Annotated in this window: 19 protein-coding genes; 3 read left to right on the top strand and 16 right to left on the bottom strand. The window is 47.3% G+C overall.

The window, feature by feature from the left end; genetic code table 11:
• Positions 1–164 precede the first annotated feature (164 nt).
• The 13 genes from H3001_RS10635 to H3001_RS10575 form a co-directional block, all read right to left on the bottom strand.
• Positions 165–935 (bottom strand): N-acetylmuramoyl-L-alanine amidase family protein, encoded by a 771-nt coding sequence (locus H3001_RS10635; RefSeq protein ID WP_178243410.1) that lies wholly within the window; start codon positions 933–935, stop codon positions 165–167.
• A gap of 56 nt (positions 936–991) precedes the next feature.
• Positions 992–1,516 (bottom strand): TlpA family protein disulfide reductase, encoded by a 525-nt coding sequence (locus tag H3001_RS10630; RefSeq protein WP_394367806.1) that lies wholly within the window; start codon positions 1,514–1,516, stop codon positions 992–994.
• A gap of 320 nt (positions 1,517–1,836) precedes the next feature.
• Positions 1,837–3,498: a BACON domain-containing protein gene (locus H3001_RS10625; protein WP_181214896.1), complete on the bottom strand. Its 1,662-nt coding sequence runs from the start codon at positions 3,496–3,498 to the stop codon at positions 1,837–1,839.
• A 28-nt stretch (positions 3,499–3,526) separates the two neighbouring features.
• Positions 3,527–4,840, bottom strand: a complete 1,314-nt coding sequence (locus H3001_RS10620; RefSeq protein ID WP_181214895.1) for a zinc-dependent metalloproteinase lipoprotein — start codon at positions 4,838–4,840, stop codon at positions 3,527–3,529.
• Between the two features lie 8 nt (positions 4,841–4,848).
• On the bottom strand, positions 4,849–5,973 hold the full coding sequence (locus tag H3001_RS10615) for an Omp28-related outer membrane protein (protein ID WP_178243382.1): 1,125 nt from the start codon (positions 5,971–5,973) through the stop codon (positions 4,849–4,851).
• Positions 5,974–6,061: 88 nt separating this feature from the next.
• The gene (locus H3001_RS10610; RefSeq protein WP_181214894.1) at positions 6,062–7,627 is read right to left on the bottom strand and encodes a DUF6029 family protein; all 1,566 of its coding nucleotides are present in this window, start codon (positions 7,625–7,627) and stop codon (positions 6,062–6,064) included.
• Positions 7,624–8,121, bottom strand: a complete 498-nt coding sequence (locus H3001_RS10605; RefSeq protein ID WP_181214893.1) for a TlpA family protein disulfide reductase — start codon at positions 8,119–8,121, stop codon at positions 7,624–7,626. The genes H3001_RS10610 and H3001_RS10605 overlap by 4 nt, the downstream gene beginning before the upstream one ends.
• A 141-nt stretch (positions 8,122–8,262) precedes the next feature.
• Positions 8,263–10,626, bottom strand: a complete 2,364-nt coding sequence (locus H3001_RS10600) for a hypothetical protein (RefSeq protein ID WP_181214892.1) — start codon at positions 10,624–10,626, stop codon at positions 8,263–8,265.
• 502 nt (positions 10,627–11,128) lie between these two features.
• Positions 11,129–12,661: an acyl-CoA carboxylase subunit beta gene (locus H3001_RS10595; RefSeq protein ID WP_181214891.1), complete on the bottom strand. Its 1,533-nt coding sequence runs from the start codon at positions 12,659–12,661 to the stop codon at positions 11,129–11,131.
• Between the two features lie 2 nt (positions 12,662–12,663).
• Entirely contained in the window at positions 12,664–13,179 is a 516-nt protein-coding gene (locus H3001_RS10590) for a biotin/lipoyl-containing protein (protein ID WP_178243387.1), read from the bottom strand.
• A gap of 32 nt (positions 13,180–13,211) precedes the next feature.
• The gene (accC, locus tag H3001_RS10585) at positions 13,212–14,723 is read right to left on the bottom strand and encodes an acetyl-CoA carboxylase biotin carboxylase subunit (RefSeq protein WP_178243388.1); all 1,512 of its coding nucleotides are present in this window, start codon (positions 14,721–14,723) and stop codon (positions 13,212–13,214) included.
• A gap of 484 nt (positions 14,724–15,207) precedes the next feature.
• Positions 15,208–16,494: an NCS2 family permease gene (locus tag H3001_RS10580; protein WP_178243389.1), complete on the bottom strand. Its 1,287-nt coding sequence runs from the start codon at positions 16,492–16,494 to the stop codon at positions 15,208–15,210.
• A gap of 105 nt (positions 16,495–16,599) precedes the next feature.
• Positions 16,600–17,298 (bottom strand): nucleoside-specific channel-forming Tsx family protein, encoded by a 699-nt coding sequence (locus H3001_RS10575; RefSeq protein WP_178243390.1) that lies wholly within the window; start codon positions 17,296–17,298, stop codon positions 16,600–16,602.
• Between the two features lie 715 nt (positions 17,299–18,013).
• Between H3001_RS10575 and H3001_RS10570 the strand changes: the two genes are divergently transcribed.
• The 3 genes from H3001_RS10570 (at position 18,014) to H3001_RS10560 (ending at position 21,579) form a co-directional block, all read left to right on the top strand.
• Complete coding sequence (locus H3001_RS10570) at positions 18,014–20,026, top strand: tetratricopeptide repeat protein (RefSeq protein WP_219915869.1); 2,013 nt, start codon at positions 18,014–18,016, stop codon at positions 20,024–20,026.
• A 70-nt stretch (positions 20,027–20,096) separates the two neighbouring features.
• Positions 20,097–20,708 (top strand): L-threonylcarbamoyladenylate synthase, encoded by a 612-nt coding sequence (locus H3001_RS10565; protein WP_181214890.1) that lies wholly within the window; start codon positions 20,097–20,099, stop codon positions 20,706–20,708.
• 25 nt (positions 20,709–20,733) lie between these two features.
• Positions 20,734–21,579: a mechanosensitive ion channel family protein gene (locus tag H3001_RS10560; RefSeq protein ID WP_181214889.1), complete on the top strand. Its 846-nt coding sequence runs from the start codon at positions 20,734–20,736 to the stop codon at positions 21,577–21,579.
• Positions 21,580–21,707: 128 nt separating this feature from the next.
• Here H3001_RS10560 and H3001_RS10555 read toward each other — a convergent pair whose 3' ends face one another.
• The 3 genes from H3001_RS10555 to H3001_RS10545 form a co-directional block, all read right to left on the bottom strand.
• The gene (locus tag H3001_RS10555) at positions 21,708–22,898 is read right to left on the bottom strand and encodes an FprA family A-type flavoprotein (protein ID WP_178243393.1); all 1,191 of its coding nucleotides are present in this window, start codon (positions 22,896–22,898) and stop codon (positions 21,708–21,710) included.
• A 24-nt stretch (positions 22,899–22,922) separates the two neighbouring features.
• Positions 22,923–23,858, bottom strand: coding sequence for a TIGR01212 family radical SAM protein (locus tag H3001_RS10550; RefSeq protein ID WP_181214888.1), 936 nt, complete (start codon positions 23,856–23,858; stop codon positions 22,923–22,925).
• Between the two features lie 152 nt (positions 23,859–24,010).
• Positions 24,011–26,047, bottom strand: a complete 2,037-nt coding sequence (locus H3001_RS10545) for a M13 family metallopeptidase (RefSeq protein WP_178243395.1) — start codon at positions 26,045–26,047, stop codon at positions 24,011–24,013.
• Positions 26,048–26,074 lie beyond the last annotated feature (27 nt).

Genomic DNA, 26,074 nt, shown 5'->3' with positions numbered 1-26,074 from the left:
TGTCCAACTGATAGGATTATATGAAAAAACACAGAAAAAGGGCAATAGCAATGGCATATAAAGTGATTATACTCTATCGACTTTATATGCCACCTTACTTTTTAGGGACATTTACTGAATATCCCTTTTTATTTCCATTCACCCGGCATTTCCGGCCGGTCTGTTTATCTTGATTTCTTGAAATCTTTCTCAATAGCCTCTGCAATCCAGTTGGCCAATGCCTGCCGGTTATCCGGAATCACCAGCCGTTTCTGGTCGAGAGCATTCTGAATATTTCCCAGTTCCATGAAAACGGCGTAAGGCACCGTATTCCGCAGCACGAACAGGCTCCGCTCACTGACCGTTCCGTCAAATCCGCGATTAGGCTGATGCCTTGCATACTTTGCCCGGAAAGTCTGCTGCAACTGCTCTGCCAGACGCTGTCCGTACTTGCTTCCCGGAGCATGATAGAAATACGTATCTGTCTGCTTTCTTCTTCCACGACTGTCGACATGAATAAAGATGGCCCGCTTATATCCCGACTTATCCTTCCGGTACAAGCGGTTGATAGCATCACAGCGCTGCTGCAGACGCTCTACCTGATTCAACGGAATAGGCTTGCCCATACAGGTCTCCCGCTTGCTGTTCTTCAATATCGCCGTATTGCGGATTCCGTCTTTGGAGTCCTGTATAATAAAGTGTACCTTGGCTCCCCGTTTAAGCAGTTCCTTTCCCAGACGCAATATAATGTCATAAGCATACTCATCTTCATGAAGTTCATGCCCCTGATACTTGCCGATGCATCCCGGGTCGGGTCCGCCATGACCGCTGACCAGATAAAATACCGCCCCTCTCAAAGAGGAGGAAGTCACCGAATAAGCAGCCTGACTCTTGCCGAACAGCGGTTCGTAGTTTCCACTCTTCTTTCTTTTTTCGGCAAAGGCAGAAAATACCATCCCCCAGCACAACAGCAAAACAAATCCTGCCTTGATAGCCTTCAAACTCATCTTTCTCATTCCTTCAACAACTCATCGATCTTTTTACACAAAGAGGCAAACTCCTCCTCATTATACAGACGCGTCATCAATACAATCCGGCCTTCCTTGTCAATCAGTACATTCCGGGTAATACCGGCATTGCGTACTGCGTACTTGGAGAAAATATCGGCTCCCGGATCCAGTCCCAACGGATAAGTCACCTTCGTCTGTGCCGCAAAAGCCTTTACCTTTTCCAAAGGTTCGTCCCGGTCGATGCCATACAGGGCAAACCGTGGATTACTCTTATGTTTCTGCCATATGTCCTTTTCGATAAACGGCATTTCCTTGCGGCACACTCCGCACCAGCTTGCCGTAAACTGAAGCATGACCACCTTTCCCCTCAGCGAAGACAGGGCAATCCGGCTCCCGTCGGTCAGTTCCATTTCAAAATCCGGTGCCATGTCACCTACTTTCACAATATATCCCGCCTTGTCGGGGGTCACCTGCTGAGCCTTCAATTCTCCGGACAAAGACAACAGTCCTATCAGAGAAAGGGCTATAAAGAATAGTTTTCTCACGTGTATACAACTAGCTAAATTGGTTTATATATTCAAACTTACGGAAAAATCCGCTATTTCCCCGCAACTTTCACCAAAAAGTAAATTTCTTTAATAAAAAAGGAAGATATCCCGTCCTGAACATACCACATATTAACATCTCGGAAAGAGAAAAATCATTCCATCCCCTCTCTGCGGACTTTCCGGATTAATTGACAAAAAAATGCCCGGGAAATGCCAGTTTACATTTCCCGGGCAAGCTATTTACTGACGGAAGTTACGGAATTTCACCTTCCATCCGTCCGATGTACATTCAACACTGATTATTTGGCCAGTACTTTCGGATTGGAAATTGTTTTTCCTACCGGAGACAACTGCATCAGTTTGGCTCTCGGAGATACCGATACATTGCTCAAAGAAGAAGAGTTCCATACCTTCGGACTGAGAGCTGCATGGATAGCACGGCTCATTGACAATGAGATACCGAAGAATGATTCAAATTCGCTAGGATCCGCATCGTCGCTGGCCTTCAGGTTAACCGGCAACTTAACCACTTTTGTATAATTGCCATTGCTGTCATAACCTACACCTACAACCAATACATCATAGTTATAAGGGAATCCCCACAAAATAGGTTCACTGTCCAAAGAACCTGTAGAAGTCAGGATGCCAATATATTCATCATCAGGAAGCGGACCATATTCCTGTTCTACCTGGTCAATTTCTCCCTTGTCGAATGCATTGATCAAGAAGCCTTCGCCAGAGAAGTTCAGTTTTATACCAAAGGCAGCCATTTGTGCCAAGCTAGGATCGTCTTGGAAGATCTTACCATCATAAGCATCATTCAATTCCTTGGCATTCCACTGCTTGGTTTCTGTGATTTCGAATGTCGCAGTAGAAGCTTCAGCTGCTTTAGTACGGATGGTAGTTTTCTGAATATCAGTAGTCGGAGTCAGTCCGGCACGTCCCATTGCCAAGAATACATATTCAGTATCCGGAGTCAGATTGTTATAAACCAGACTCAACTGGTTACCTGCCGAGGTTTCGAAGCTCTCTTTGCTCAATTCAGCTTTCAACTCAGCGTCAGACATTTGATCAATTACTGATTTTTCACCGTAAGCCAATACATAGGTATCAAATGTAGAAGGAGTTACATCGATAGTAATTGAACGTGACTTCACGTCTGTTGCCGTAATCGAAATAGTATTATTTACAGGTGCAGCTGCAGCGGTAGTGATTTTCACTTTTGTAATCGGTGTAGCCAGTGTGTTCTCGGCTGTCACTCCGTAGCAATATGCATAATATTCAGTCTCAGGATCCATGTTGATAAATACCTGATCCGTCATATCACCTTTTACCAGGAAAATTGACAAAACTTCCGACAAAGACATTCCGTAGAGATCGGCAATCTGCTGGAGCTGGCTCATCTCATCATTGAACAAAGCCTCATCTGAAACATAGCCTTCCATGGTTTCTGCCGGCAAATAAGACAGCATGTACGACATACTCTTATCCTTCGGAAGTACTTCGAACTGAGCCCATGAAGAACCTACATCACCGATTGTCAGCTCAAAAGCTTCTTCGGCTTTAGCTTCCTGCTTCACAGTGAAAGAAGCCTCACCCTTCGTACCGTCAGCGGTAGTACAAGTCAGTGTAACAGTAGCTTCACGCGGAGTAGTTTCCGGATTGGCAGCTACCGTAAACAACAATATACCCTTGGTAGTTACATCAAAATCACTCAGCCAGTCAGCTTCGGAAGCAGCCGCCAGTTTATATCCCTGTCCGGCATTCTTCAGCGAATAAGTCATCTGAGCACTGTTTTCGGATGCAGAAAAACTTACTTCCGACTCAGAAAAGGTTATCGACGGTTCTACTGTAACCACTTCTTCTTCCTTTGGTTCTTCACCATCATCGCAAGCTGTCATCAACGGTGCAACGCCCATCATCATAAAAGGCAGTATCACCCAAAAACTTCTTTTTCTCATAAACGTCTCATTTTTAAATTATAAAATCTCACTTCATTAACTCAAATGGTAAATCCAGTTTGGCAGTACTTCTGCTCCGTGCAGCAGTTCTCGGAGCCTTAGGTCCCGGAATAAACACTGCATGCTCCAGAATGTAGCGCACTCTTTCCTGCTGTTCGGGAGTAAACGCATCGGCATACGAAATCGAATAATCCATGATATTGTCGGATACGAATGTCATTCCCGAAGCACACTCTTCTCTGCAGATCAGTTCGTCCAGATGCTCCTTATAGGCCGTTCCGTAGAAATTGACCAGCTTCAGGTATACATTCCGGTCGTACGACGGAGTATCCTCACAATAGTCAGTATCCGCGCATCTTCCCGTATACGTTTCAGAAAAGACATGTCTCAGTCCCAGGAAATGTCCAAGTTCGTGCGCCAGTGTACCGGCAACATTCGTATCAGCCCCGTCCGGATGCTCCGGCGAAAGCGGATCCGAAAAATCGTATACATAGCGGTTATTGATAGACACGCACTGAGGACGGTTCAACTGCTCCACTCCCGGTACCTCTCCCTGCCACTGGGTAACTCCCGGAAGGGCATCCGGCGCCACCACAAAGGGGAACTGAGAAATACCCAGGATATTGGGAGTACTGAAGGTATACAGAAAAACATTGATATACCGGTTCGGGTCCCACACCAGATTCAAGTATCTTTCCTCGCTGGAACTCATGAACTTTTCACAGTCGATGATAGAAGACGTCCATGCCACACGGTTGACACCCGGTTCTTCCATTGGTTTTCCGTCGGGAGTTTCCTCAGCCATTACAAACTCCAGGTTCATGTTCACCCCACTTTGCTTGTACAGCGAGTTCACCCGGTCCAGCACCTCCTTCAGATGGCCTTCGCGCACATACTGGTTTTCGTTGTTCCGATTGGCATACAGCACCTGAAAGACTACCGGAATCTTATAGTGGGCATCGGCCTGATAAGCCTTCCCCGGCTGCTCCACCTGAATTTCCACCGACATGTCCTCCTGCTGTACCGCTGTCAGTAACAGGGTAGCCGTACGACTGTCCGCTTCATAATTCTCCTTCAGTTCAATCTGTACCTCCGCACTTCCGCTTCCACTGCCAGTTCCCTGTACCACGCACCACTGCTTGTCGCTGGTCAGGCTCCACTCCTGGTTGGTGGAAACCGACAACGTATACACTCCACCGTCCGACTGGACTCCCTTAAACGAGTCCTGCCCCACTTCCAGGTAAGCCTCATCCACAGGTTCCGAAGTGCCCTTGTCGTCTTCCGAACAGGCGGTCCACAAAGACAGGCAGGATACCATTAAAACATATACATATTTTCTCATAAACGACTTTATTTATATTCAAAGGCAACCGCATCATTGATCGGGCAAAGTACCACGTTGTCAACCACATAACGTCCAGTCTTTGCAGAAGTAACCATGACTGCCACCTTGCAGCTTCCTAAACTGTTCAATGTCGCATCATTCAGATTCATTTCCATTGCAAAGTCAACCAACGTTCCCTTAGACAAGGTCTGGTTCTGTCCCAACTGTTCTCCGTATGCCTTTGAAGAAGAAGACAGGCGCAACACATTGTTGTGAGTAGAGAAATCACCTTCGATACCTGATGCTACAGTCTGTTCAGCCTTGATACCATCTTCCAGCAACCAGGCTACGATACGGTACTGTCCTGTCTCACCGATCTTCACCTGACCGATTACATCCAGTTTTCCGGTATCCTCTCTGCCACTTACAGCAACGGCAATGCCCGACATGGCCTTTTCTCCTACAAACTGTGACACTGCTTCGTCAATCAGGCTTGCATTTTGAGAGAAATTGGTACTCATCGTCAAGGAACTGGAAATATTGTTCAGGTTCATTGTAACCGTCGGGAAAGTAGTTACCCCAATCCAAGTATTGACCTTGCTGGAATAATCGTTACTCATTTCATCACCATCGTGAGCCGCAGCAAATACGGCATCCCCTTCTTTATGGTTAGCCAGATATTCCTGGATACCACCTGTAGCCAACGGACAGAACTGGCACCATGTACCGGTAGACTGAATAACCAGGGCACGGCGACGGAAACTGTCAAAGTTATCAGGCTGTCCGTCTTCGGGCAGAGGAGTTACTCCTTCAGCAACGGCTTTCACCTTGATCTTTTCAGAGATATCTCCTTCATAGCTGGCGAAGAATTCATATTCTCCCGGTTCGGTAGTGGTAAAAGTAGTAGAAGAATAGACTGCATTGTTCATGTAGATCTTGGCTGCAGCCGTTACATCGGTATCTCCCTTTTTCACGGTCAGGGTGACCGCATCCGAACCGTCGGCAACTACAAAGGAAGAAGAAGAAGTGATGACCAGATCACCTTGCAGATCCGGACCCGGTTCCTCTCCCGAGCCGTCATTTCCGGTACAGGAAACGAAACACATCATCATACAGCACAACACAAAAGAAAACCAATTTCTCGTTTTCATAGTAAATATCTTTTTCATACGATCAAATTTATAAATACCAACATCAAATTTTACGATTCCTGATTTCCCCTTCCTCCGGATGTTTCCGTCAGAAAGAAGAAGTAATGGTCAGATTGGCTCCTGTATAGGCCGGTGTCCATCGGCAGACTCCGCCGGAGCAGACATATCCGGCACGGTTACGACCGTATCCCAACTGGATGCGGGTAGCCTTATAAGCATAACTGGCCGATACGTTGTAATAATGAATGTCCGAAGAACCGTGATTGTACATATCGCTTACACTGAAGCTCCACCGCGGTGCCATGCCGAATTCCAGCAAGACAGCCATCCAGTCCTTCTCGTAATCCTGAGAATACAGATACTGCAGTTCGGCGCGCAGAGACATCTTCTTATTGAACTTATAAGTATTGTCCAGTACAAAGATGTTCGAAGCATATGTCTTGTCATTGGCTCCGTGTTCCGGGCTCCATTCCTGAACGGAAACCAGGGCCGAAGTCTTCCACTGCTTGTTCCACTGATGCTCCACATCCACATTCATGTCCCGCCACAACAACCGGGATTCACCGGTAATCTTGGCATCCGAATATGCCGTAGAGAAATTGGCATGCAAGTTCCAGTAATTATACCGGTTCTCCTTGTTGCGGATAGAATAATACACATCCACCTGTGCCGCAGTCTCACCTTCGGCTTGCACCTGATACGGATTCAGGTTGGCTAGCATATACGTATACTGACGGGTCAATGACGGCAGATAGTTCAGTACATTTCCCGTTCCGGCTCCCTTCAAGGAAAGCATGGTACTCATCTGTTCCAACTTTCTGAAAGTACCCAAAGCCGAGAAATTCTTGTAAGAATATCCCAATTCGGCCAAGATAGCCTTTCCGTCCACCATCTCGGCAGCCACTGCATTCGGGAAATCCTTTCCCTTCGATACATATTCCACACGGGCATCGAGCCCCTTCCATCCCATACTGGCACGGGCCGAATACATATCCAGGTTATTGGTTGTCAGCCGGTCCACAAAGTCCGGATCGTCCATCAGCGCCTCATAACGGTTTACATAACTTCCACCCAGGTCGAAGGCTACCTCCTTCCATCCGAGGATGCTGCCCAAAGACACATTCAGGTTACCTCCGCGCACGGCCGATTCCGCATAATCCAGATACAGACGAGGACGACCATACAATGCACTGACCTCTAACCAGTTCTTGTAATTATACGCCCCTCTCACACCCTCGATGGAATTGTTGAATCCGAGCGTATGGTCTTCATAACTGCGGAAAACCAGTCCGCTGCCATACTGTTCGAAGATATCTCCCACACGGAAACTGAAGTTGTCATCCTGCCAGCTGATGTATTTCGATCCCAGCAAAGTACGTTTTCCGTTGTTATAGGTAGCATATTCATACCCCTGCAATGCCGGCAGGAATCCCTCGAGCTGAATACCCGCAGAGAACTTCCCTTTCATGTAATCCAGTTTCAGGTAACTGTTCGAACCGAAATGGTCATCCGGATTAGCAGCAGAATTCCCCAGCTTGCTATCGTCCACGTAATAGATATTGTTTGATTCAAGGCTACCGGTCAGTCCCCCTTTGTCCTGTGCGTAGAGAGAGGATACAGCCCCTGCCATACACAATGCGATCCACTTTTTCATTTCCCTGCTATCTTTTTCAGTTGTTCCAATAATTCCTGTTCACTTCCAGGGGTATATCCCGAATGAGAATAAACCATCTTTCCCGCTGCATCAAATATATAAGTCTGCGGAGTGAAAGACACGTTCATTGCCCGCTTCAAGTCCTGGTTTTCATCGAAAACAGCCTGAAACTGCCAGTCGTATCCCTGTACCATGGAACGTGCGCGGGAAGAAAAACGGCTGTCGTCGATAGATACAGCCACAATGTCAAAGTCCACTTCTTCCAGCCATTCCTCCATCTGGTCATTCAGTGCGTTCAGTTCCATCAGGCAGGGCTTGCACGTTACTCCCCAGAACGACATGATGAAAGGCTTTCCCTGAACCACCTCCCGGATGCTGACCAATTCCCCATTCAGATTTTTCACTTTTACATCAGGCACCTCAGTCTGTGCCTGTACAGGAACGTATATAAAGAACAATAAGATTCCTAAAAGAATCGACAGATATTTTTTCATAATATAATACATTTATACTCCCCGGTCAGAAGAGTCCGACACTTTTACAAGTGTCCCGGATCAGGGAAGAGAGACCATCCTCTTCCCTTCCAGGCACTTCAATTAACTATAAAAAACACTCACATATATATCCCCTGAATATTACCAGTTCCGTTTCTGTGCCTCAGTCGGCAGACCCTTATAGTCAAAGGTCTTTTCCTGGAACTTCAATGCACTCTTACGGGTCGGCAGATTAATCTTCATGAAGCGGTTGCCGCCACGGTGTGCATCGATCGGTTTCACTTCATATCCGGTGCGTGAAGCCACCTGAGTCTGTCCGGCTACCTTTTCGTCTTCCGAAACCTTGGTCAGCGTAATTTCACTGACACCGTAGAAGCGGTAGAACGGATAGTTGCTCATCAGGTATCCTACAGAAGGATACAGCGGATAAGGAGTAATGCTTGAGTCTTCCAGTCCCTTGATTGACATTGTCGTACCATCTTCCGACACTTCAACCGGGAAGGTAATGTTGCGGTATCCCATATCCGAAGACTCTACGTTTTCACCGAACATGTAGTAGCTGTAGTTGGTAATGCCCGATGAGATCGGCGGAATGGCATTTTCGTAAGTTACCAGACCGATTTGCTCTTTTCCGTCATCGCCTTTCACAACCTGCAGGAAAATCTTAGGTCCGTAGTCATAGAACAGTTCGTCAGCAGTAGCTACTGCATATTCAAGGTCACAGAACAAATTCCAAGTGCCGTAGAACTCATGCAGCGGCTTGAATCCGTTACCTACAATACGGTTCATGTTCTTATATTTAGTAGAATACTTTTCGGCAGATACCTTGTATTCTTCAAAATATTCCTGAATCTTTGCTTCAGCAGTCGCGTCATCGTATCCGAGTCCCTTCCAGTAAGTCATCAAAGATGCATGTACGTCGGCCGGGATAGAAGCCGGAGCCTCGTTGGCATTCTGAGTGAACACGATCGGGAAAGAAGCAGTCTGAGTTTCTCCCTTCTTGGAAGTACGGTACTTGTAAGTAGCCGTCCAGGTTCCGGTAATCTTGTCGAACACCGGAGAATCCAACGGAGTACCTGTTTCAGGAGCCGACTTTCCGGTAGCCTCGTAAATGTCAGAACGTCCTTCGTCTACATTATACGACTGCATGATGATTCTTGACTCTGTATTTTCCCAGCTTTCGAATGACATATTGTAACCCTGGTCGCTGTTGATCTGAGCATAAATCTCTGCATCTTTTACATCTGCTCCATACATTTCAAGCATCTTGTCGTCCTCGTAAGGAGCGCCTGCCCATTCACTGACATAGTTCATCACATAACGCACACCGTAACAGTCTTTATTCGGAGCCTTGATGTTGAATACCACCTCATACGGATTGTCGCTTGGAACATGAGTCAGGGTCAGTACAGATTTCGGATTGGTAGACGGAGTGATTTCCACATCCTGTACATAAGCACTCTGCTTCATGAAATCTTCAGAGTAGTTACAGATGACTACCATTTTATACTTCAGGCCCACCGTCAGACGTTCATAAGAAAACTCTGCTGGTTCCACACTCGGACTGGTCATGTAATAGAACAGATAAGACTGGATACCTTCCTCACCTACCCATGTCAACAGATGATTGTAGTCTTCTTCCGCAATCAGACATGCGCCATAACTGAGGACACCTTCTCCCGGAACTACCGAGAAAGACAAGGAAGTTTCGGTTTTTCTCAGAATTTCCACTTTGGTCTGGTTTTCTACCTGTTCAGGGAAAGCAGTCCATAATTTCATTTTCGCATATTTTCCGGTATAAGTCGCATCGAAGTCGGTATACTCCTCCGTATATTCACCGATGTGGTCAGCCACAGACTGGTTCAGCAGTTCGCCCGGGAACGAACCTCCTTCTTTTCTTTCGAACAGCAGGTTACCCTCCGAGTCGCATTCACCCACCAGCAGGATATAAGTACCGCCCGGATAGAAAATCTGGTATGTATTCCAGTCTTCGGCAGGCTGATCCGGATCAATCTTTGTACCGTTTTCGATGGTCATTGTCTGAGAGCCTTTCATCAGCGTACCGTATTCCAGGAATCCTACGTCGGTATGACCGAACTGCTCTTTCATTCCATAATAGCTGTAAGCTTCGGCTACCGCTACACGGTAATAAGTATCGGCATCTGCCTCAACGTGGAAAGTAATTCCGGTAGTAGTCGTGTTGATTAAAGTCACCAGTTGAGAGTAAGCCGGAGTAGTTATCACCTTGCTCTTTACCACATATCCTTCCGTGCTCTTGAAGGCGAAAATCACCGTATAAGTCGTATTTCCTTCCAGACCCTCTACTGTAACCAGGTTGGCACCTTCCTGTGCCTCAATAATACCACTTTCTCCCTCATTGTTGGCATTGGCATAAAGTACCTCAGCCTCGGGCAATTCTGTTACTTCTCCCTCTGCAACGTCATACACATAAGATTCCACACCTTTTAAATTTAAACTGAAAGCAGCCGACGTTGCATAAATCATACTGTTTTCATCCCCCTCTTGGACAGAAATTTCAATTAATGGTCCATTGCCATTGTCTCCACCCACTGAATCCTCTTTTGAGCATCCATATCCTAACAAAAGGATAAGGAATAGCCAAACACTCACTTTTTTCATTTCTAACAAAAATTTACTATATCACTTGATTAACTATCTTTTTGCAAAAGTAGATATTTTGTTTTTAAAACATAATTTTACCAAAACTTTTTTATCATATACAATAAAAAATTATCAATTTAATAGATTTTATTCATTTTTTATACGAAATACTTATTCATCAACCATATTTTACTAACATAATATATTTAAAGATGGATTTTATTATAGGATATTTAACTTTTGACAAAGAATATGTTTTTAAACAATATCACATAAAGAAATAAATAAACGCGACAAAAAGAAATGAAAAGTTTTTAAAATAAAAAAGGGAAGCATTGCAATAATTTGCAATGCTTCCCTACTCATTATTTAATTATTTAATTTATTACAGCGGCATGTTACCGTGTTTCTTAGGCGGATTGGTCACGCTCTTGTTCTGAGTCATCTCAAGTGCCTGAATCAGTTTGTAACGTGTATCCTTCGGCAGGATAATCTCATCGATGTATCCCTGTTCTGCCGCACGGTAAGGATTAGAGAATTTCTCCTTGTATTCCTCAACAGCTTTTGCCTTTTCTTCCGGAGTAGCCTTACGGTACAGGATATTCACGGCTCCGTCGGCTCCCATCACTGCAATTTCGGCAGTAGGATATGAGAAGTTCACATCCGAACCGATCGGCTTGCTGTTCATTACGATGTACGCACCACCGTAAGCCTTACGGGTGATTACGGTAATCTTTGGTACAGTAGCTTCGGCATAAGCATATACGATCTTCGCTCCGTGACGGATGATACCGTTGTGTTCCTGGTCGCAGCCCGGCAAGAAGCCCGGTACGTCTTCGAACGTAATGATAGGAATATTGAAGCAGTCGCAGAAGCGGATAAAGCGTGAAGCCTTGTCGGAAGCATCGATATCGAGCACACCTGCCAGGTAAGCCGGCTGGTTGGCCACGATACCTACTGAACGTCCTCCCAGACGGGCAAATCCCACTACGATGTTCTTGGCGAAATGAGGCATCACTTCGAAGAAGTAGTGATCATCCACCACCGGTTCGATGATGTTCTTGATATCGTACGGCATATTCGGATCGTCCGGAATCACGGTCATCAGTGATTCTTCTACGCGGCGGATATCGTCTGAGCATGACTGCATCGGTGCATCTTCCATGTTATTGGAAGGCAGGAAGCTCAACAGCTCACGGATGCTCATCAGGGTTTCTTCTTCGGTCTCACACAAGAAGTGTGTCACACCGCTCTTGCTGCTGTGTGTATAAGCACCACCCAGCTCTTCCTTGTCCACTTCTTCGTGAGTCACTGCCTTCACTACGTCCGGACCAGTGATGAACATGTGGCTCTTTTCCTTCACCATGAAGATGAAGTCGGTCAGTGCAGGAGAATAGCAGGCACCACCGGCACAAGGACCGAGGATAGCCGAGATCTGCGGAATCACTCCCGAAGCAATGGTATTCTGGTAGAAAATAGAGGCATAACCCGAAATACTTCCTACACCTTCCTGAATACGGGCACCACCCGAGTCGTTCAAGGCAATCACCGGTGCACCGTTCTTCAGTGCCAGTTCCTGTACCTTTACAATCTTGCGGGCACCGGTAGCACTCAGCGTACCGCCGTATACCGTAAAGTCATAGGCATATACATATACCAGACGTCCGTCGATCTTTCCGTATCCACAAACGATTCCGTCACCCGGAATGTGGTTCTTTTCCATACCGAAATCAGTACAGTTGTGAATCACAAACTTGTCGATTTCGTTGAACGTACCCTTGTCGAGCAACATATCGATACGCTCGCGGGCAGTCATGTGACCGTTGGCGTGCTGTCTTTCCACGCGCTCTACGCCACCACCCTGAGAAGCCAGTTTATCCAGTTCCTCAAATTTCTTATATTGTTCAGCTGTTGTCATAATCAATCTTCTTTAATTACATCGAGCGTCATGATCACCTGATTGCTGTTCACTGAGTCACCCTCGTTGACCAGAATCTCTTTTACCACACACTCACTGTTTACTTTATAATTGCTCTGCATCTTCATGGCTTCGATTACCACCACGATGTCACCGGTCTGCAGACGGTCGCCGGCCTTTACCGGAATCTTCACTACCTTACCCGGCATCGGAGAAACAATCTTATCCTGCTGTTTCTCTTCACTTCCCTTGCGCATGCGCAGGTACTTGGCCTGAGAGTCGATAATATCGATATTATACGACTGGTAGTGGGCGTTTACCGTATAGCTCTTTCCACCGTCCTTGCGGATCATTTCCGCATTGTACGACTTGCCGTCGTGCAGAATCGAACAACTTCCGTTTTCGGCCATCACGATGTCTACATCATAAGGCACACCGTCGATTGTCAGCTGCACTTTGTTCCCTTCCTTGCTTACCAGGGTTACATCGGCTACTCTGTCACCAATATGTATTTCCATCTGAATTCTGTTTAATTGAGTTAGTAGAAAAATTAAATACGCAGTACGCCTTTCTTCAGACCGAATTCACGCCAGCGGCTGATCGGACGGTTATCCGACGATCCTGAATTGTTTTCTTCCAGGTTCATCAGGTAGTCGATGTAAGCGGCTATCATGGCAATGTTTTCAGTTTCCTCTTCCTTCTGTCCGGCCCATTCACGCAGCATATCCTGATGTTTCGGAATGAACAGCGTATTATAATGTCCTTCTACAAAATCGGGCACGTTCATGATGTGACGCAGATAACCGATATTGGTCTTCAGACCGGTAATCTTGTATTCATACAGCACACGGCGCATACGTTCGATAGCGAACTCACGGGTAGTAGCCCATACAATCAGCTTACCGATCATCGGGTCATAATAAATAGGAATTTCGTAGCTTTCGTATACATAGCTGTCGATACGCACTCCGATACCGTTCGGTTCCATCAGCTGACGGATGACACCCGGAGAAGGCATGAAGTTGTTTTCTGAGTCTTCGGCACAGATACGGCATTCGATGGCATGACCACGCTGTTTCAGGTCTTCCTGCTTGAAGTGCAGCGGCTCATTGTTGGCAATGCGCAACTGTTCCTTTACCAGGTCGACACCCACTACCTCTTCCGTAATCGGATGCTCTACCTGCAAGCGGGTATTCATCTCCAGGAAGTAGAAGTTGCGGTGCTTGTCAACCAGGAACTCAATCGTACCGGCTCCCTTGTAGTTGACTGCCTTGGCAGCTGCAACTGCAGCCTCACCCATCTTCTGACGAAGCTCAGGAGTCACGAACGGAGAAGGAGTTTCCTCTACGATCTTCTGGTTACGGCGCTGGATAGAACACTCACGTTCAAACAGATGAACGGCATTTCCATAATTGTCGCCCAGAATCTGGAACTCAATATGATGAGGTTCTTCCACAAATTTTTCCAGATAAACGGTATCGTCGCCAAACGAAGACATCGATTCCGAACGGGCTGTGTTGTAAGCCTCTTCCACTTCATCTACACTGTGAATCAGACGCATACCCTTACCGCCACCTCCCATGGAAGCTTTCAGCATTACCGGATAACCGATCTTATTGCAAATTTCCTTTGCTTCCTCTACACTCTGAAGAGGCTGTTCTGTTCCGGGAACCACAGGCACACCGGCTGCAATCATGTGCTTACGAGCCGAAATCTTGTCTCCCATGGCATCCATAGTCTCCGGATCCGGTCCGATAAAGATAATTCCTTCTTCACGGCAACGGCGTGCAAACTCCGAATTTTCGGAAAGGAACCCATATCCCGGATGGATGGCATCTACTCCATGGCGTTTAGCCGCCATGATAATCTTATCAATGTTCAGGTAACTCTCGCGAGAAGCAGCCGGTCCGATCAGGCAAGCCTCATCTGCATAAAGTACGTGGCGCGCCGTTCTGTCGGCTTCGGAAAATACTGCAACAGTGCGGATGCCCATCTCACGACATGAGCGCATTACACGCACTGCAATCTCACCACGATTAGCGATCAATACTTTCTGTATCATGCTTTATGTTTTAAAATATTCTTCTTACCTCATGTCTGTGCGTACTCACATCCACAGACACTCACTTCATGCACTTTCAATTCAGCACATCAAGTCCTAGTCTGTGCAAAAGTAGCAAAAAAACAGATAATCTTTTCATGAATAGACTTTTTTTTAGGTTGTAGAACATGTTTTTCACTCCATTGGGAACATCTGCAGCATTATTCTTTCTTTTTTCTTCAAAAAGCAAACTCCAGTTTGCAAATAGCTGTATCTTTTGTTTTTAGGAAACCTTGCCGCCAAAGCGGAGAGACGGATTCGCCTGCTGATGGATTTGACGGCAGACCGATAAAACCTTTCTGCCCCCGGTGCGCGGGTCGTACAACCTGCATACCGGGGGCAGAAAACCCGGGTACGGAGGTTGTACGACCTCCCTGCCCGGGTTCCAGTATATTTCATAAAAATGGAGGATCTCCTCCGTGTTTGTCGGACAAACTATTATAGGTTACATGAAAAACTTCAATACGAAAATGGCAGAAAGGATATACATTCCCCACGACAGTTTCTTCACGTTTCCACAAATCAGGTTAATCAGCACATAACTGATCATTCCCAGTACGATACCGTCAGAGATGCTGTATGCCAGCGGCATGAACACGATGCACACAAATGCCGGAATGGCCTCTGAATAATCGTTGAAGTCTACCTTCTTCACCGATGACATCATCATCAGTCCCACCAGGATAAGCACCGGAGCCGTAGCCGCACCCGGCACAGCCAGGAAGAACGGAGCCAGGAACAAGGCCAGCAGGAAGCAGATGGCAGTCACGAAGGCTGTCAGTCCGCTGCGTCCGCCTTCGCCCACGCCCGACGCACTTTCCACGAAGGTCGTAATGGTACTGGTTCCCAGCATGGCACCCACTGTAGTACCAATCGCATCGACCAGGAAGGCCTGTTTCAGATGCGGAATCTTTCCGTCTTTCGTCACCATTCCAGCCTTGGTAGTCACACCCACCAGCGTACCGATGGTATCAAACATATCCACAAACAGGAAGGTAAATACCACGATCACCATTTCCTTGGTGAAGATATGCTCCCACTGGAACTGCCAGAAAATCGGTTCAATGGAAGGAGGCGTACTTACCACCTGGTCAATGTGCGTAATTCCCATCGGAATACCGATAAGGGTAGTCAGCAGGATACCGAAGAGCAGGGCACCGCGCACCTTCTTCACCAGGAGCACCGATGTCACGAGCAGACCGATGATACCCAGCAGAGCCGTACCCGAAGTAATGTTACCCAGGCTGATCAGCGTCGCATCGTTGTTGACGATGATTCCCGCATTCTGCAGACCGATAAACGCAATGAACAGTCCGATACCCGCTCCGATGGCATTCTTCAGCGTCACCGGCAAGGCATCCACAATCTTTTCACGCAGGTTGGTTACCGTAAGCAAAATAAAAATCAGTCCCTCGAGCAAGACCGCCGTCAGCGCAAACTGCCAGGTATATCCCAGTGTCAGACAGACCGTATAGGCAAAGAACGCATTCAGTCCCATACCCGGCGCCAGTCCGAAAGGCAATTTAGCATAAAAAGCCATCAGCAGTGTAGTGAAGGCCGAGGCAATGACAGTTGTCGTAAAAAGCGCCCCCTTATCCATCCCGGTAGCGCTCAGGATGTTAGGATTTACCGCCAGGATATACGCCATGGTCAGAAAAGTGGTGATACCCGCCAATATCTCCGTACGCACACGGGTTACATTCCGGTCGAAACCAAACAATTTTTCAAGCATAATAATTTTCAGCTATTTTAATATCGGACCCAGAGAAAATGAGAAAGAGTTGCCTGCCCTCTGAATCCCAAAGACAAACAACCCTTTTATACCTTACTTATTATATTAGAAAGACCATTTCATTGCCAGGGTAGGAATGAAATAGAATCCATCCATCAGGGCAAAGTTGTTGGAGATTTCCCACTCAGTACCTACACTGAGGTTGAAATTCTCGTCTACATGTTTGAATTTGTTCAGGTTCACCCAGAACTGAGGTTCGGCGATGAATACAAAGTCGTGTGCATTGCCGTTGCCATCCACATGCTTCTCACGCCAGAAATCCGCAAATCCGCTGCAAGTATAGCGTCCGCCGTCAAAGTTCAGCGTCCAGGTACCGGTAAGCTGGAAGTTATGAGGTTTCTCATTTCCCTTGATGTACTTGTAGAGCACCTGCACTCCGAACACCTTCGAGAAATCCTTGTTGTTCCAATTATAGGCAGCACCGGCCAGCATGGAATGATTGATAAACATACCTCCGTTGTATTCCAGGTGAGCCGCAAAAGGTGCCTCCCAGAACTTCAGTTCACGACTGATTTCCCAGTAAGCAGAGCTTACTCCGTCGCGCTGGTAGTCCATATCCACAAAGAAAAAGGTACTACCCCACTTGTCAGCCTTGAACATTTCTACCGTAGTGGTCAGTCTTGGACGTGTATCCAATGAGTTGTACATTGCGCGTCCAAAATCATAATGCAACTGGACATTCTGTGCCTTCAATACCCCCGAAAAACAGCACAGCAAAACGATCAGCAAAAAATTTTTTTTCATCAATACGTAAAATTGTTAGTTGTTATTACGTCGCAAAAATAGTAAAAAACTGCTAAACAACATAATTTCAAGCATTCATAAAATCATTCTTCCCTCTCATATCCCCGGGAAATCGCTTACACATCTCCTGTCGGACACTTCTTTCCCCCTTCCGGCTGTCCATACTTTTTGATTTAGGTCAATAAAACCCCTTTTTCTATAAAAAATATGCTATAAAACATATTTCGTATCAAAAAACGCCCTATCTTTGCAGCGTAATCAAAAGAACAAAGTAAATAAAAGTTTATTGATCAATTTAGTTTTCAGGTAAAAGATTGAATACCGAAGTCGACCGTGAGGCCCGCTGAGGAAAAGAAAAGTTTATTTTTTAACTTAAAAAAGAAAGGATAACATTATGAAAAAGGTAAAAAGTATTTTTCACAAGATTGCAAACGCAGATCCGATGATCTGGGGTTATGTAATGCTCAACGAGCAGATTAAGAAGTAAAAACAGGCTGAATGTTTTCATGTTCAGCTTGACATGAACCCGACATGTATTAGGCATTAAATAAAATGAGGGGAAAAGGAGTTTCTTGTGAAACTCCTTTTTTCTGTTTATACCGGTAGCCGTTGCCGGATTTGTGGACCGGAGCCTGCAAAAAACCCCTCAACACCCCCTTTCATTCTCCATTTATTTTTATCTTTGCCTATCTTTATCCGTAATTTCTTCCGAACCATGGCACACATAACGATAGACACAGAAAATCCGGAATTCCAGAATGCGCTCAAGCTGATACAATATACCCGCCAGTCCGTCTTTCTGACCGGAAAGGCCGGAACCGGAAAGTCTACCTTCCTGAAGCATGTCTGCCAGGTTACCAAAAAGAAATTCGTGGTACTGGCTCCGACAGGCATCGCTGCCATCAATGCAGGAGGAAGTACGCTGCACAGTTTTTTCAAACTGCCGTTTCACCCGCTGCTGCCCGATGATCCCAACTTCAGTCTCAAGGGAGGCAAACTGCACAGTTTCCTGAAATATTCGGCCGACCACCGCCGCCTCATCAAGAACGTGGAACTCATCATCATCGATGAAATATCGATGGTGAGGGCCGACATCATCGACTTCATCGACAAGGTACTGAGGGTCTATTCGCAGAACATGCGCGAACCCTTCGGCGGCAAGCAGCTCCTGCTGGTAGGCGATGCGTTCCAGCTGGAACCGGTGGTCAAGGGAGACGAGCGGGAAATCATCGGACGGTATTATCCCAATCCCTACTTCTTCTCGGCAAAGGTGTTCCAGCAAATGGAACTGGTGGCCATTGAGCTGAACAAGGTGTACCGGCAGACCGACAAGGTATTTGTCAGCATCCTGAACCACATACGCACCAATTCGGTGAGCACGGCCGAACTGCAACTGCTGAACCTGCGGGCAGGGATCTCTCCTTCCAGCGACAGCAAGGACATGTACATCACCTTGGCCACCCGGCGCGACAACGTAGACTACATCAACGAAGAACGCCTGAACCAGTTGCCCGGCGAAGCCACCCTGCTGCGGGGAGAGATACGCGGAGAGTTTCCGGAAAGCAGTCTCCCTACCCTGATGGAACTCACGGTGAAGCCCGGAGCCCAGATTATCTTCATCAAGAACGATGCCGAGAAACGGTGGGTAAACGGTACCCTGGGTACCATCTCCGGAATTGATGCCGACGGCATTATCTATGTCATCACTGAAGACGGAAGGGAATTCGGGGTACAGAAAGAGCGTTGGAGCAACATCAGGTACCACTACAACGAAGAGGAGAAGAAGATTGAGGAAGAGGAACTGGGAACCTTCACGCAATATCCCATCCGGCTGGCATGGGCCATTACCGTCCACAAGAGTCAGGGACTGACTTTCAGCAGGGTAGTCATCGACTTTACGGGAGGAGTATTTGCCGGCGGACAGGCCTACGTGGCCCTGAGCCGGTGTACGTCGCTTGAGGGCATCTGCCTGAAACGCGAGATTTCCCGCAACGACATCTTCGTCCGTCCGGAAATCGTGGCTTTTTCCAGACAGTTCAACGATTCACGGGCCATCGACAAGGCCATGAAGGAGGCGCAGGCCGACATCCAGTATGCGGCAGCGGTCAAGTCCTTCAACCGGGGAGACTTCGAGTCGTTCATGACACAGTTTTTCAAGGCCATCCACTCCAGGTATGACATTGAGAAGCCGTTGATACAGCGCTTCATCCGAAGAAAACTGGGTATCATCAATATCCTGAAACAGGAGAACAAAAGACTCAGGGAGCAGTTGGATGAGCAGAAGAAAAGTCTGCAGAAATATGCCCGCGAATATTACCAGATGGGCAATGAGTGTGTGACGCAGATGCACGACAGCCGGGCGGCACTTGCCAACTACGACAAGGCCATCGAGCTTTATCCGGAGTATGCGGATGCCTGGGTGCGGAAGGGAGTGACTCTTTTCAACGACAACCGGATTGAGGAGGCTGAGGACTGCCTGAACCGGGCGGTCAGACTGAGGCCGATGGAGTTCAAGACGGTGTATAACCGAGGGAAACTGAGGATTTATACGCACGACGTGGAAGGGGCGATTGCCGACCTGGACAAGGCGACTACCCTCAAGCCGGAGCATGCCGGGGCTCACGAGTACCTGGGGAATGCACTGGCACTGGCAGGCAAGGAGGAAGAAGCTGCCCTCCAGTATGCCCTGGCCGAAAAACTGAAGCAGAAAAAGCGGTCGAATGAGTAGTCGAAAACTAGTCTCAGCAGACCTTGCCCGGTAAATCAATGAAACAATATCAGCTATTAAATATAAGCCTATGATAGTGAAATTATACGACAAGAACAATGATCCGGATGACCTGCAGCGCATTGTGGATGTGCTGAATGACGGAGGCATCCTGATTTATCCGACAGATACCATGTATGCCATCGGATGCCATGCGCTCAAGGAGCGTCCGATTGAGCGGATCTGCCGGCTGAAGAAGATTGATCCGAAAAAGAACAATCTCTCGATTATCTGTTACGACCTGAGCAACATCAGCGAATATGCGCAGGTGGAGAATGCGACCTTCAAACTGATGAAACGGAACCTGCCGGGACCGTTTACCTTTATTCTGAAGGCCAACAGCCGGTTGCCGAAAATATTCAGGAACCGGAAGGAGGTGGGCATACGTATTCCCGACCATCCGATCATACGCGAGATCTGCCGCCTGCTGGATGCACCGATTCTGACTACGACGCTTCCGCTGGAGGAAGGGGAAGACCTGGAATACATCACCGATCCGGAACTGATAGAAGAGAAATTCGGCCACGAAGTGGACCTGATTGTCGATGGAGGTATCGGAGGCATTGAACCTTCTACGGTCATAAATTGTTATGAAGATGTACCTACCATCGTAAGACAGGGAAAAGGTATATTAAAAGAATAACTGTTTATTTAATTATTACACATTTATGTTATTAACGTTATTGAATGCAGCTTCGCGCGTCAATGTTGAACAAATTCTGGACAAGCTGCTTAATTGGGGAATCGATGCGGGTAAAAGCATCATTGGGGCTATTCTGATCTATGTAATCGGACGGTTTGTAATCAAGCAGATCAACCGTCTGGTATGCAAGATTCTGACGAAACGCAAACTGGAAATCAGCGTGCAGACTTTCTGCCGCAGTCTGGTGAACCTGCTGTTGAATCTGGTACTTGTCTTTGCCATCATCAGCAAACTTGGAGTAGAGACTACGAGTCTGGCGGCCTTGCTGGCTTCTGCGGGTGTGGCTATCGGTATGGCATTGTCGGGCAACCTCTCTAACTTTGCCGGGGGACTGATCATTCTTGTCTTCAAGCCTTTCAAGGTGGGAGACTACATCGACGGAAACAACGTGAGCGGAACCGTGAAGGAAATCCAGATTTTCCATACCATCCTGAGTACGGTAGACAACCGGATTATCTATGTACCCAACGGCAGCCTGAGCAGCAATGCCATTGTCAATTACAGCAAGCAGGACATGCGCCGTGCCGAATGGACATTCGGAGTGGAATACGGTGAGGATTTCGAAAAAGTGAAGGCGGTACTGGAACGCATCATTGCTGCCGATGCCCGTATCCTGAAAGATCCGGCTCCGTTTATCGGACTGGGAGCGCTTTCTGCCAGCAGCGTGGACATCAAGGTACGTGCGTGGGCCAAGACCGACGATTACTGGGGCGTGTATTTTGACATGAACCGGGTGGTTTACGAGACATTCAACAAGGAAGGTATCGGATTCCCGTTCCCGCAGCTCACTGTACATCAGGCAAAAGACTGAACGGAAGGAGGCTGCGGCCTCTCCGGCACACGATACTCATAAAAAAGACCACCGGAAACGCTGCCGTGCAACGTTCCGGTGGTCTTTTTGTCTTCCTTCCGGCCGGGTCATCCCCGGGAACGGAAATCTTATTTTCTGTCGGCTTTCAGTCTGTCGGCCATAGCCTTGGCCAGCTCTCTTGCCTGTGCCGCATTTTCCACCTTCATGCTCTGCTTCATTTCAACCGGATTACCTACCAGTTCGAATTTCAGTCTTTCGGTAAATTCACCCAGTTTCTTCACAGCTGCACTAGCCCAGGTAAATGAGCCGAAGTAACCGATGACACGGTTCTTCATTTCACGTGCTGCAATCTTGCTCAGCAACGCTTCCATTTCCGGATACAGGTTCATGTTGTAAGTGGTACATCCCACAATCAGTCCTTTATACTTGAACACATCGGCCAGGATGTAAGAATGATGCGTGTGCGATACATTGTGCATGATGATGTTCTTGATACCCTGACGGCTCAGTTCTTCGGCAATGACTTCCGCCATTTCCTCTGTATTTCCATACATGGTACCGTAAGCGATTACCACACCTTCTTCTCCTTCATAACGGCTCAGTTTGTCGTACATTTCTACTACCTGAGGAATCTTTTCTTCCCATACCGGTCCGTGAGTAGAACAGATCATCTTGATATCGAGTCCGCTGCATTTCTGCAAAGCCTTCTGTACCGGATTGCCGAACTTACCTACGATGTTTGCGTAGTAACGGCGCATTTCATTCCAGTAAATATCGGTATTGATGTTCTTGTCGACACATCCGCCGTTCAGGGCACCGAAGCAACCGAAAGCATCGCCTGAGAAAAGGATACCTTCTGTCTCATCGAATGTCACCATGGTTTCCGGCCAGTGTACCATCGGAACAAGATAGAAGCGGAGATTGTGGTGTCCGAGTTTCAGGAAATCTCCGTCACCTACTACATAACGGTCTCCTCCTACTCCGTAGTATCCGTCAACCATCTCGAATGTCTTCTTGTTGCCCACCAGCACGATATCCGGATAATACTGTTTGATGAGAGCGATAGAGCCTGAATGATCCGGTTCCATATGATTGATGATCAAATAATTGATTTTACGGTCACCGATCACGTTACGGATTTTCTTCAGATATACCTCGAAAAAGGCAACGTCCACTGTATCTACCAGTGCCACCATTTCGTCGTCGGCTATCAAATAAGAGTTGTAAGACACTCCATAAGGCAATGGCCACAAGTTTTCGAACAAAGCTTTTGTGCGGTCATTCACACCCACATAATGTACTTTCCCTTTCAGTTCCATGTTTGTTAATTATCTATTTGGTTATTATACTGTTTTCTTTATATATTTTTTCCCTTGCCAGGTATCGCGCTCTTCCATCCGCTTCTTGACACGGGCAGTAAATTCGTGGTTCTTCATTCCCCAGTCGGGAGCAATGAGCAGTTCCTTCGGAGACTGGGAAACAAAACGTTCCAGGACTAAATCCGGACGAAGATGCTCGACGTAATCAATGACGAGGTCGATGTACTCGTCGACCGAAAAGAGATGAAAATCGGAAGGATTGAGTTCGTATTCACGCGCCATGCGTGTTCCCCGGATAAGCTGCAGCTGATGCAGTTTCAGTGTCGTAAGCGGAAGTTCCGAAAGCCTCAGCGCCTGCTGCACCAGTGCCTCAGAGGTCTCACCCGGCAATCCCAGTATGATGTGCCCTCCAGTCAGAATCCCCCTTGCAGCCGTCCGGCGTACCGCATCTTCGGTGCAGGCAAAATCATGCCCGCGGTTAATGCGCTTCAATACCGCATCGTCCAGACTCTCGATACCGTATTCTACCAGCAGGAACGTCTTCTTATTCAGTTCCTCCAGGTAATCGAGCAGTTCCTCCGGCATACAGTCGGGACGCGTACCGATGACCAGTCCCACTACCCCCTCTACCTGCAAGGCTTCCTCGTACATCTGCTTTAACTTTTCCAGTTCGCCATACGTATTGGTATACGCCTGAAAGTAGGCAAGGTATTTCATTTCCGGATATTTACGGGCAAAAAATGCTTTTCCCTCCTCCAGCTGTTCTCCTACGGATTTCTCCGTACGGCAGTACGAAGGATTAAAAGTCTGGTTATTGCAATAAGTACATCCTCCCGACCCTTTGCTTCCGTCGCGGTTCGGACAAGTGAATCCGGCATTGACCGATATTTTCTGCACCTTAAAGGGAAAATGAGCGGCCATGAAACCGGCAAAATCATTATAACGTAAATCTTTGCCCATATGCATCTTCAAACTACGTGCAAAGATAACATTTATTTTTGAGAAAGCCTTTTCCTGTTCTGCCCCAGAAAAGAAAAAAGTCGGGTATACAGGGCCTAAACCCTTGTATACCCGACTTAAATCCGGATTATTTAATAATAATTACAATTCGGTTACCAAATATTCACACGCTTTTCAGGAGCGACGTACATCGGATCCTTTTCAGTGATGTGGAAGGCATCGTACCAAGCCTGGATATGAGGCAGGGCGCCGTTGACACGCCATTCACCCAAAGCATGAGGATCGCTCTTGGTACGCATGCGGATATCTTCCTCGCGGATGTTTCCGGCCCATACGGTTGCATAAGCCAGGAAGAAACGCTGTTCCGGAGTAAATCCGTCAGCTACTCCCAGAGGAGCTGTCTTCATGGCATTCTGGAAGGCCAGGAAAGAAACCTTCAAACCTCCGTGGTCGGCCAGGTTCTCACCCAAAGTCAACTGTCCGTTGCATTTCAGTCCCGGGAGTACCTCGATGTTACCGAAGAAATCAGCCATCACCTTCGTACGTTCGTCGAAACGGGCAGCATCTTCCGGAGCCCACCAGTAAGTCAGGTTACCGTTCTTGTCGTACTGACGTCCCTGGTCGTCGAATCCATGAGTCATCTCATGACCGATTACCACACCGATGGCACCGTAGTTGAAGGCATCGTCGGCATTCATATCGAAGAACGGATACTGCAGGATACCTGCCGGGAAGCAGATTTCATTGGTAGAAGGATTATAGTATGCATTGACAGTCTGAGGAGTCATCAGCCATTCGTCCTTGTCTACCGGCTTGCCCAGACGGCTGTACATATCGTTCAGCGCCCACTTGCTGGCACGGCAAAGGTTAGCCCAGTAAGAATCTTTCTTGATATCGAGTGTAGAATAATCCTTCCATTTGTCAGGATATCCCACCTTTACATGGAACGCTTTCAGTTTTTCCAAAGCCTTCACCTTGGTACTGTCGCTCATCCATTCCTGAGCCTGGATACGTTCAGCCAGTGCATCCTGCAGATTCTTGACCAACTTCACCATACGTTCCTTGGCAGCAGCCGGGAAGTATTTTTCTACGTACATCTGACCGACAGCTTCGCCCAGGGTACCTTCCACTGCAGCTACCGCACGCTTCCAGCGAGGAGAGTTCACCTGACGTCCTGACAGGATTTTTCCGTAAAAGTCGAAACGGGCAGCTACAAAGTCATCGCTTAGGCTGGCTGCCGCAGCATCGATCAGGTTATACTGCATATAAGAAATATGCTTTGAGACAGGCAGTGTATTCATCAGTTTCTCCACTGCCTTGATCGGTTCAATCTGGGAAACGTTCAGTTCGCTGACTTCACCTACGCCCAGTCCTTTCAGATAAGCATCCCAGTCGATACCCGGGAAAGTCTTCTTCAGGTCGGCATACGACATCTTGTGATAGTTGGCTTCCGGATCACGCTGCTGTACGGCACTGTAAGAATCCTTTGCAATGGCAGTTTCGATTTCCATTACGTCGGCCATCTTCTGCTCTGCTTCCTTTTCCGGGAAACCGGCCAGCACGAACAGTTTGACGATGTATTTCTTATAGTTTTCACGGATATTCAGTGTCACGCTGTCATTGTCCAGATAATACTCTTTTTCACCCAGGTTGATTCCTGACTGTGCCAGCTGGAAAATGTTCATTTCACTGTTCTTCGGGTCAGCATATACAAAGCTGGAGAAATAAGTGCCCACACCGTTGTTGAGCAGTTCGGTCATCATCGGCACAATCTGGCTCTTGTCAGTCAGTCCGGCAATCTTGTCCAGTTCCGCCTTGATAGGCTCTACACCCTGCTGGTTGCGGGTCACGCTGTCCATTGCCATATTATATAAGTCACCGATTTTCTGGCTCAGACTGCCGGCCGGATTTTCTTTTGCAGCCAATCCCTCGATCAGATCCTGCAACTGCTTCCGGTTGTTTTCAATCAGCACTTCAAAAGTTCCATAACGAGAATATTCATCCGTCAACGGATTGTTCTTCATCCACCCACCACATGCATAGCGGTAAAAATCTGTGCCAGCCGATACGGTCGTATCCAGATTGGCAAGATTCAGTCCGGTAGTACTCTTTACTTCCTTTGTACCTGAACATCCTACCATTGCAGAAGCTACCAACGCTGCAACAGCTACATAATGTCTCTTTTTCATAACTCAATTTTTGTTTATAAATAGTAA

Origin of the sequence: Phocaeicola faecicola, from assembly GCF_013618865.1 — a bacterium.
Classification (GTDB): Bacteria; Bacteroidota; Bacteroidia; order Bacteroidales; family Bacteroidaceae; genus Phocaeicola; species Phocaeicola faecicola.
This window is presented reverse-complemented; position numbering and strand designations above follow the sequence as displayed.

Excerpts from the sequence above, each read along its gene's own strand:
- H3001_RS10545 (WP_178243395.1), bottom strand. The coding sequence starts at position 26,047 with ATGAAAAAGAGACATTATGTAGCTGTTGCAGCGTTGGTAGCTTCTGCA.
- H3001_RS10600 (WP_181214892.1), bottom strand. The coding sequence starts at position 10,626 with ATGATTTATGCAACGTCGGCTGCTTTCAGTTTAAATTTAAAAGGTGTG.
- H3001_RS10580 (WP_178243389.1), bottom strand. The coding sequence starts at position 16,494 with ATGCTTGAAAAATTGTTTGGTTTCGACCGGAATGTAACCCGTGTGCGT.
- H3001_RS10575 (WP_178243390.1), bottom strand. The coding sequence starts at position 17,298 with ATGAAAAAAAATTTTTTGCTGATCGTTTTGCTGTGCTGTTTTTCGGGG.
- accC (WP_178243388.1), bottom strand. The coding sequence starts at position 14,723 with ATGATACAGAAAGTATTGATCGCTAATCGTGGTGAGATTGCAGTGCGT.
- H3001_RS10635 (WP_178243410.1), bottom strand. The coding sequence starts at position 935 with ATGGTATTTTCTGCCTTTGCCGAAAAAAGAAAGAAGAGTGGAAACTAC.
- H3001_RS10555 (WP_178243393.1), bottom strand. The coding sequence starts at position 22,898 with ATGGAACTGAAAGGGAAAGTACATTATGTGGGTGTGAATGACCGCACA.
- H3001_RS10625 (WP_181214896.1), bottom strand. The coding sequence starts at position 3,498 with ATGAGAAAAAGAAGTTTTTGGGTGATACTGCCTTTTATGATGATGGGC.
- H3001_RS10610 (WP_181214894.1), bottom strand. The coding sequence starts at position 7,627 with ATGAAAAAGTGGATCGCATTGTGTATGGCAGGGGCTGTATCCTCTCTC.
- H3001_RS10620 (WP_181214895.1), bottom strand. The coding sequence starts at position 4,840 with ATGAGAAAATATGTATATGTTTTAATGGTATCCTGCCTGTCTTTGTGG.
- H3001_RS10560 (WP_181214889.1), top strand. The coding sequence starts at position 20,734 with ATGTTATTAACGTTATTGAATGCAGCTTCGCGCGTCAATGTTGAACAA.
- H3001_RS10570 (WP_219915869.1), top strand. The coding sequence starts at position 18,014 with ATGGCACACATAACGATAGACACAGAAAATCCGGAATTCCAGAATGCG.
- H3001_RS10550 (WP_181214888.1), bottom strand. The coding sequence starts at position 23,858 with ATGGGCAAAGATTTACGTTATAATGATTTTGCCGGTTTCATGGCCGCT.
- H3001_RS10565 (WP_181214890.1), top strand. The coding sequence starts at position 20,097 with ATGATAGTGAAATTATACGACAAGAACAATGATCCGGATGACCTGCAG.
- H3001_RS10615 (WP_178243382.1), bottom strand. The coding sequence starts at position 5,973 with ATGAAAACGAGAAATTGGTTTTCTTTTGTGTTGTGCTGTATGATGATG.
- H3001_RS10595 (WP_181214891.1), bottom strand. The coding sequence starts at position 12,661 with ATGACAACAGCTGAACAATATAAGAAATTTGAGGAACTGGATAAACTG.
- H3001_RS10605 (WP_181214893.1), bottom strand. The coding sequence starts at position 8,121 with ATGAAAAAATATCTGTCGATTCTTTTAGGAATCTTATTGTTCTTTATA.
- H3001_RS10590 (WP_178243387.1), bottom strand. The coding sequence starts at position 13,179 with ATGGAAATACATATTGGTGACAGAGTAGCCGATGTAACCCTGGTAAGC.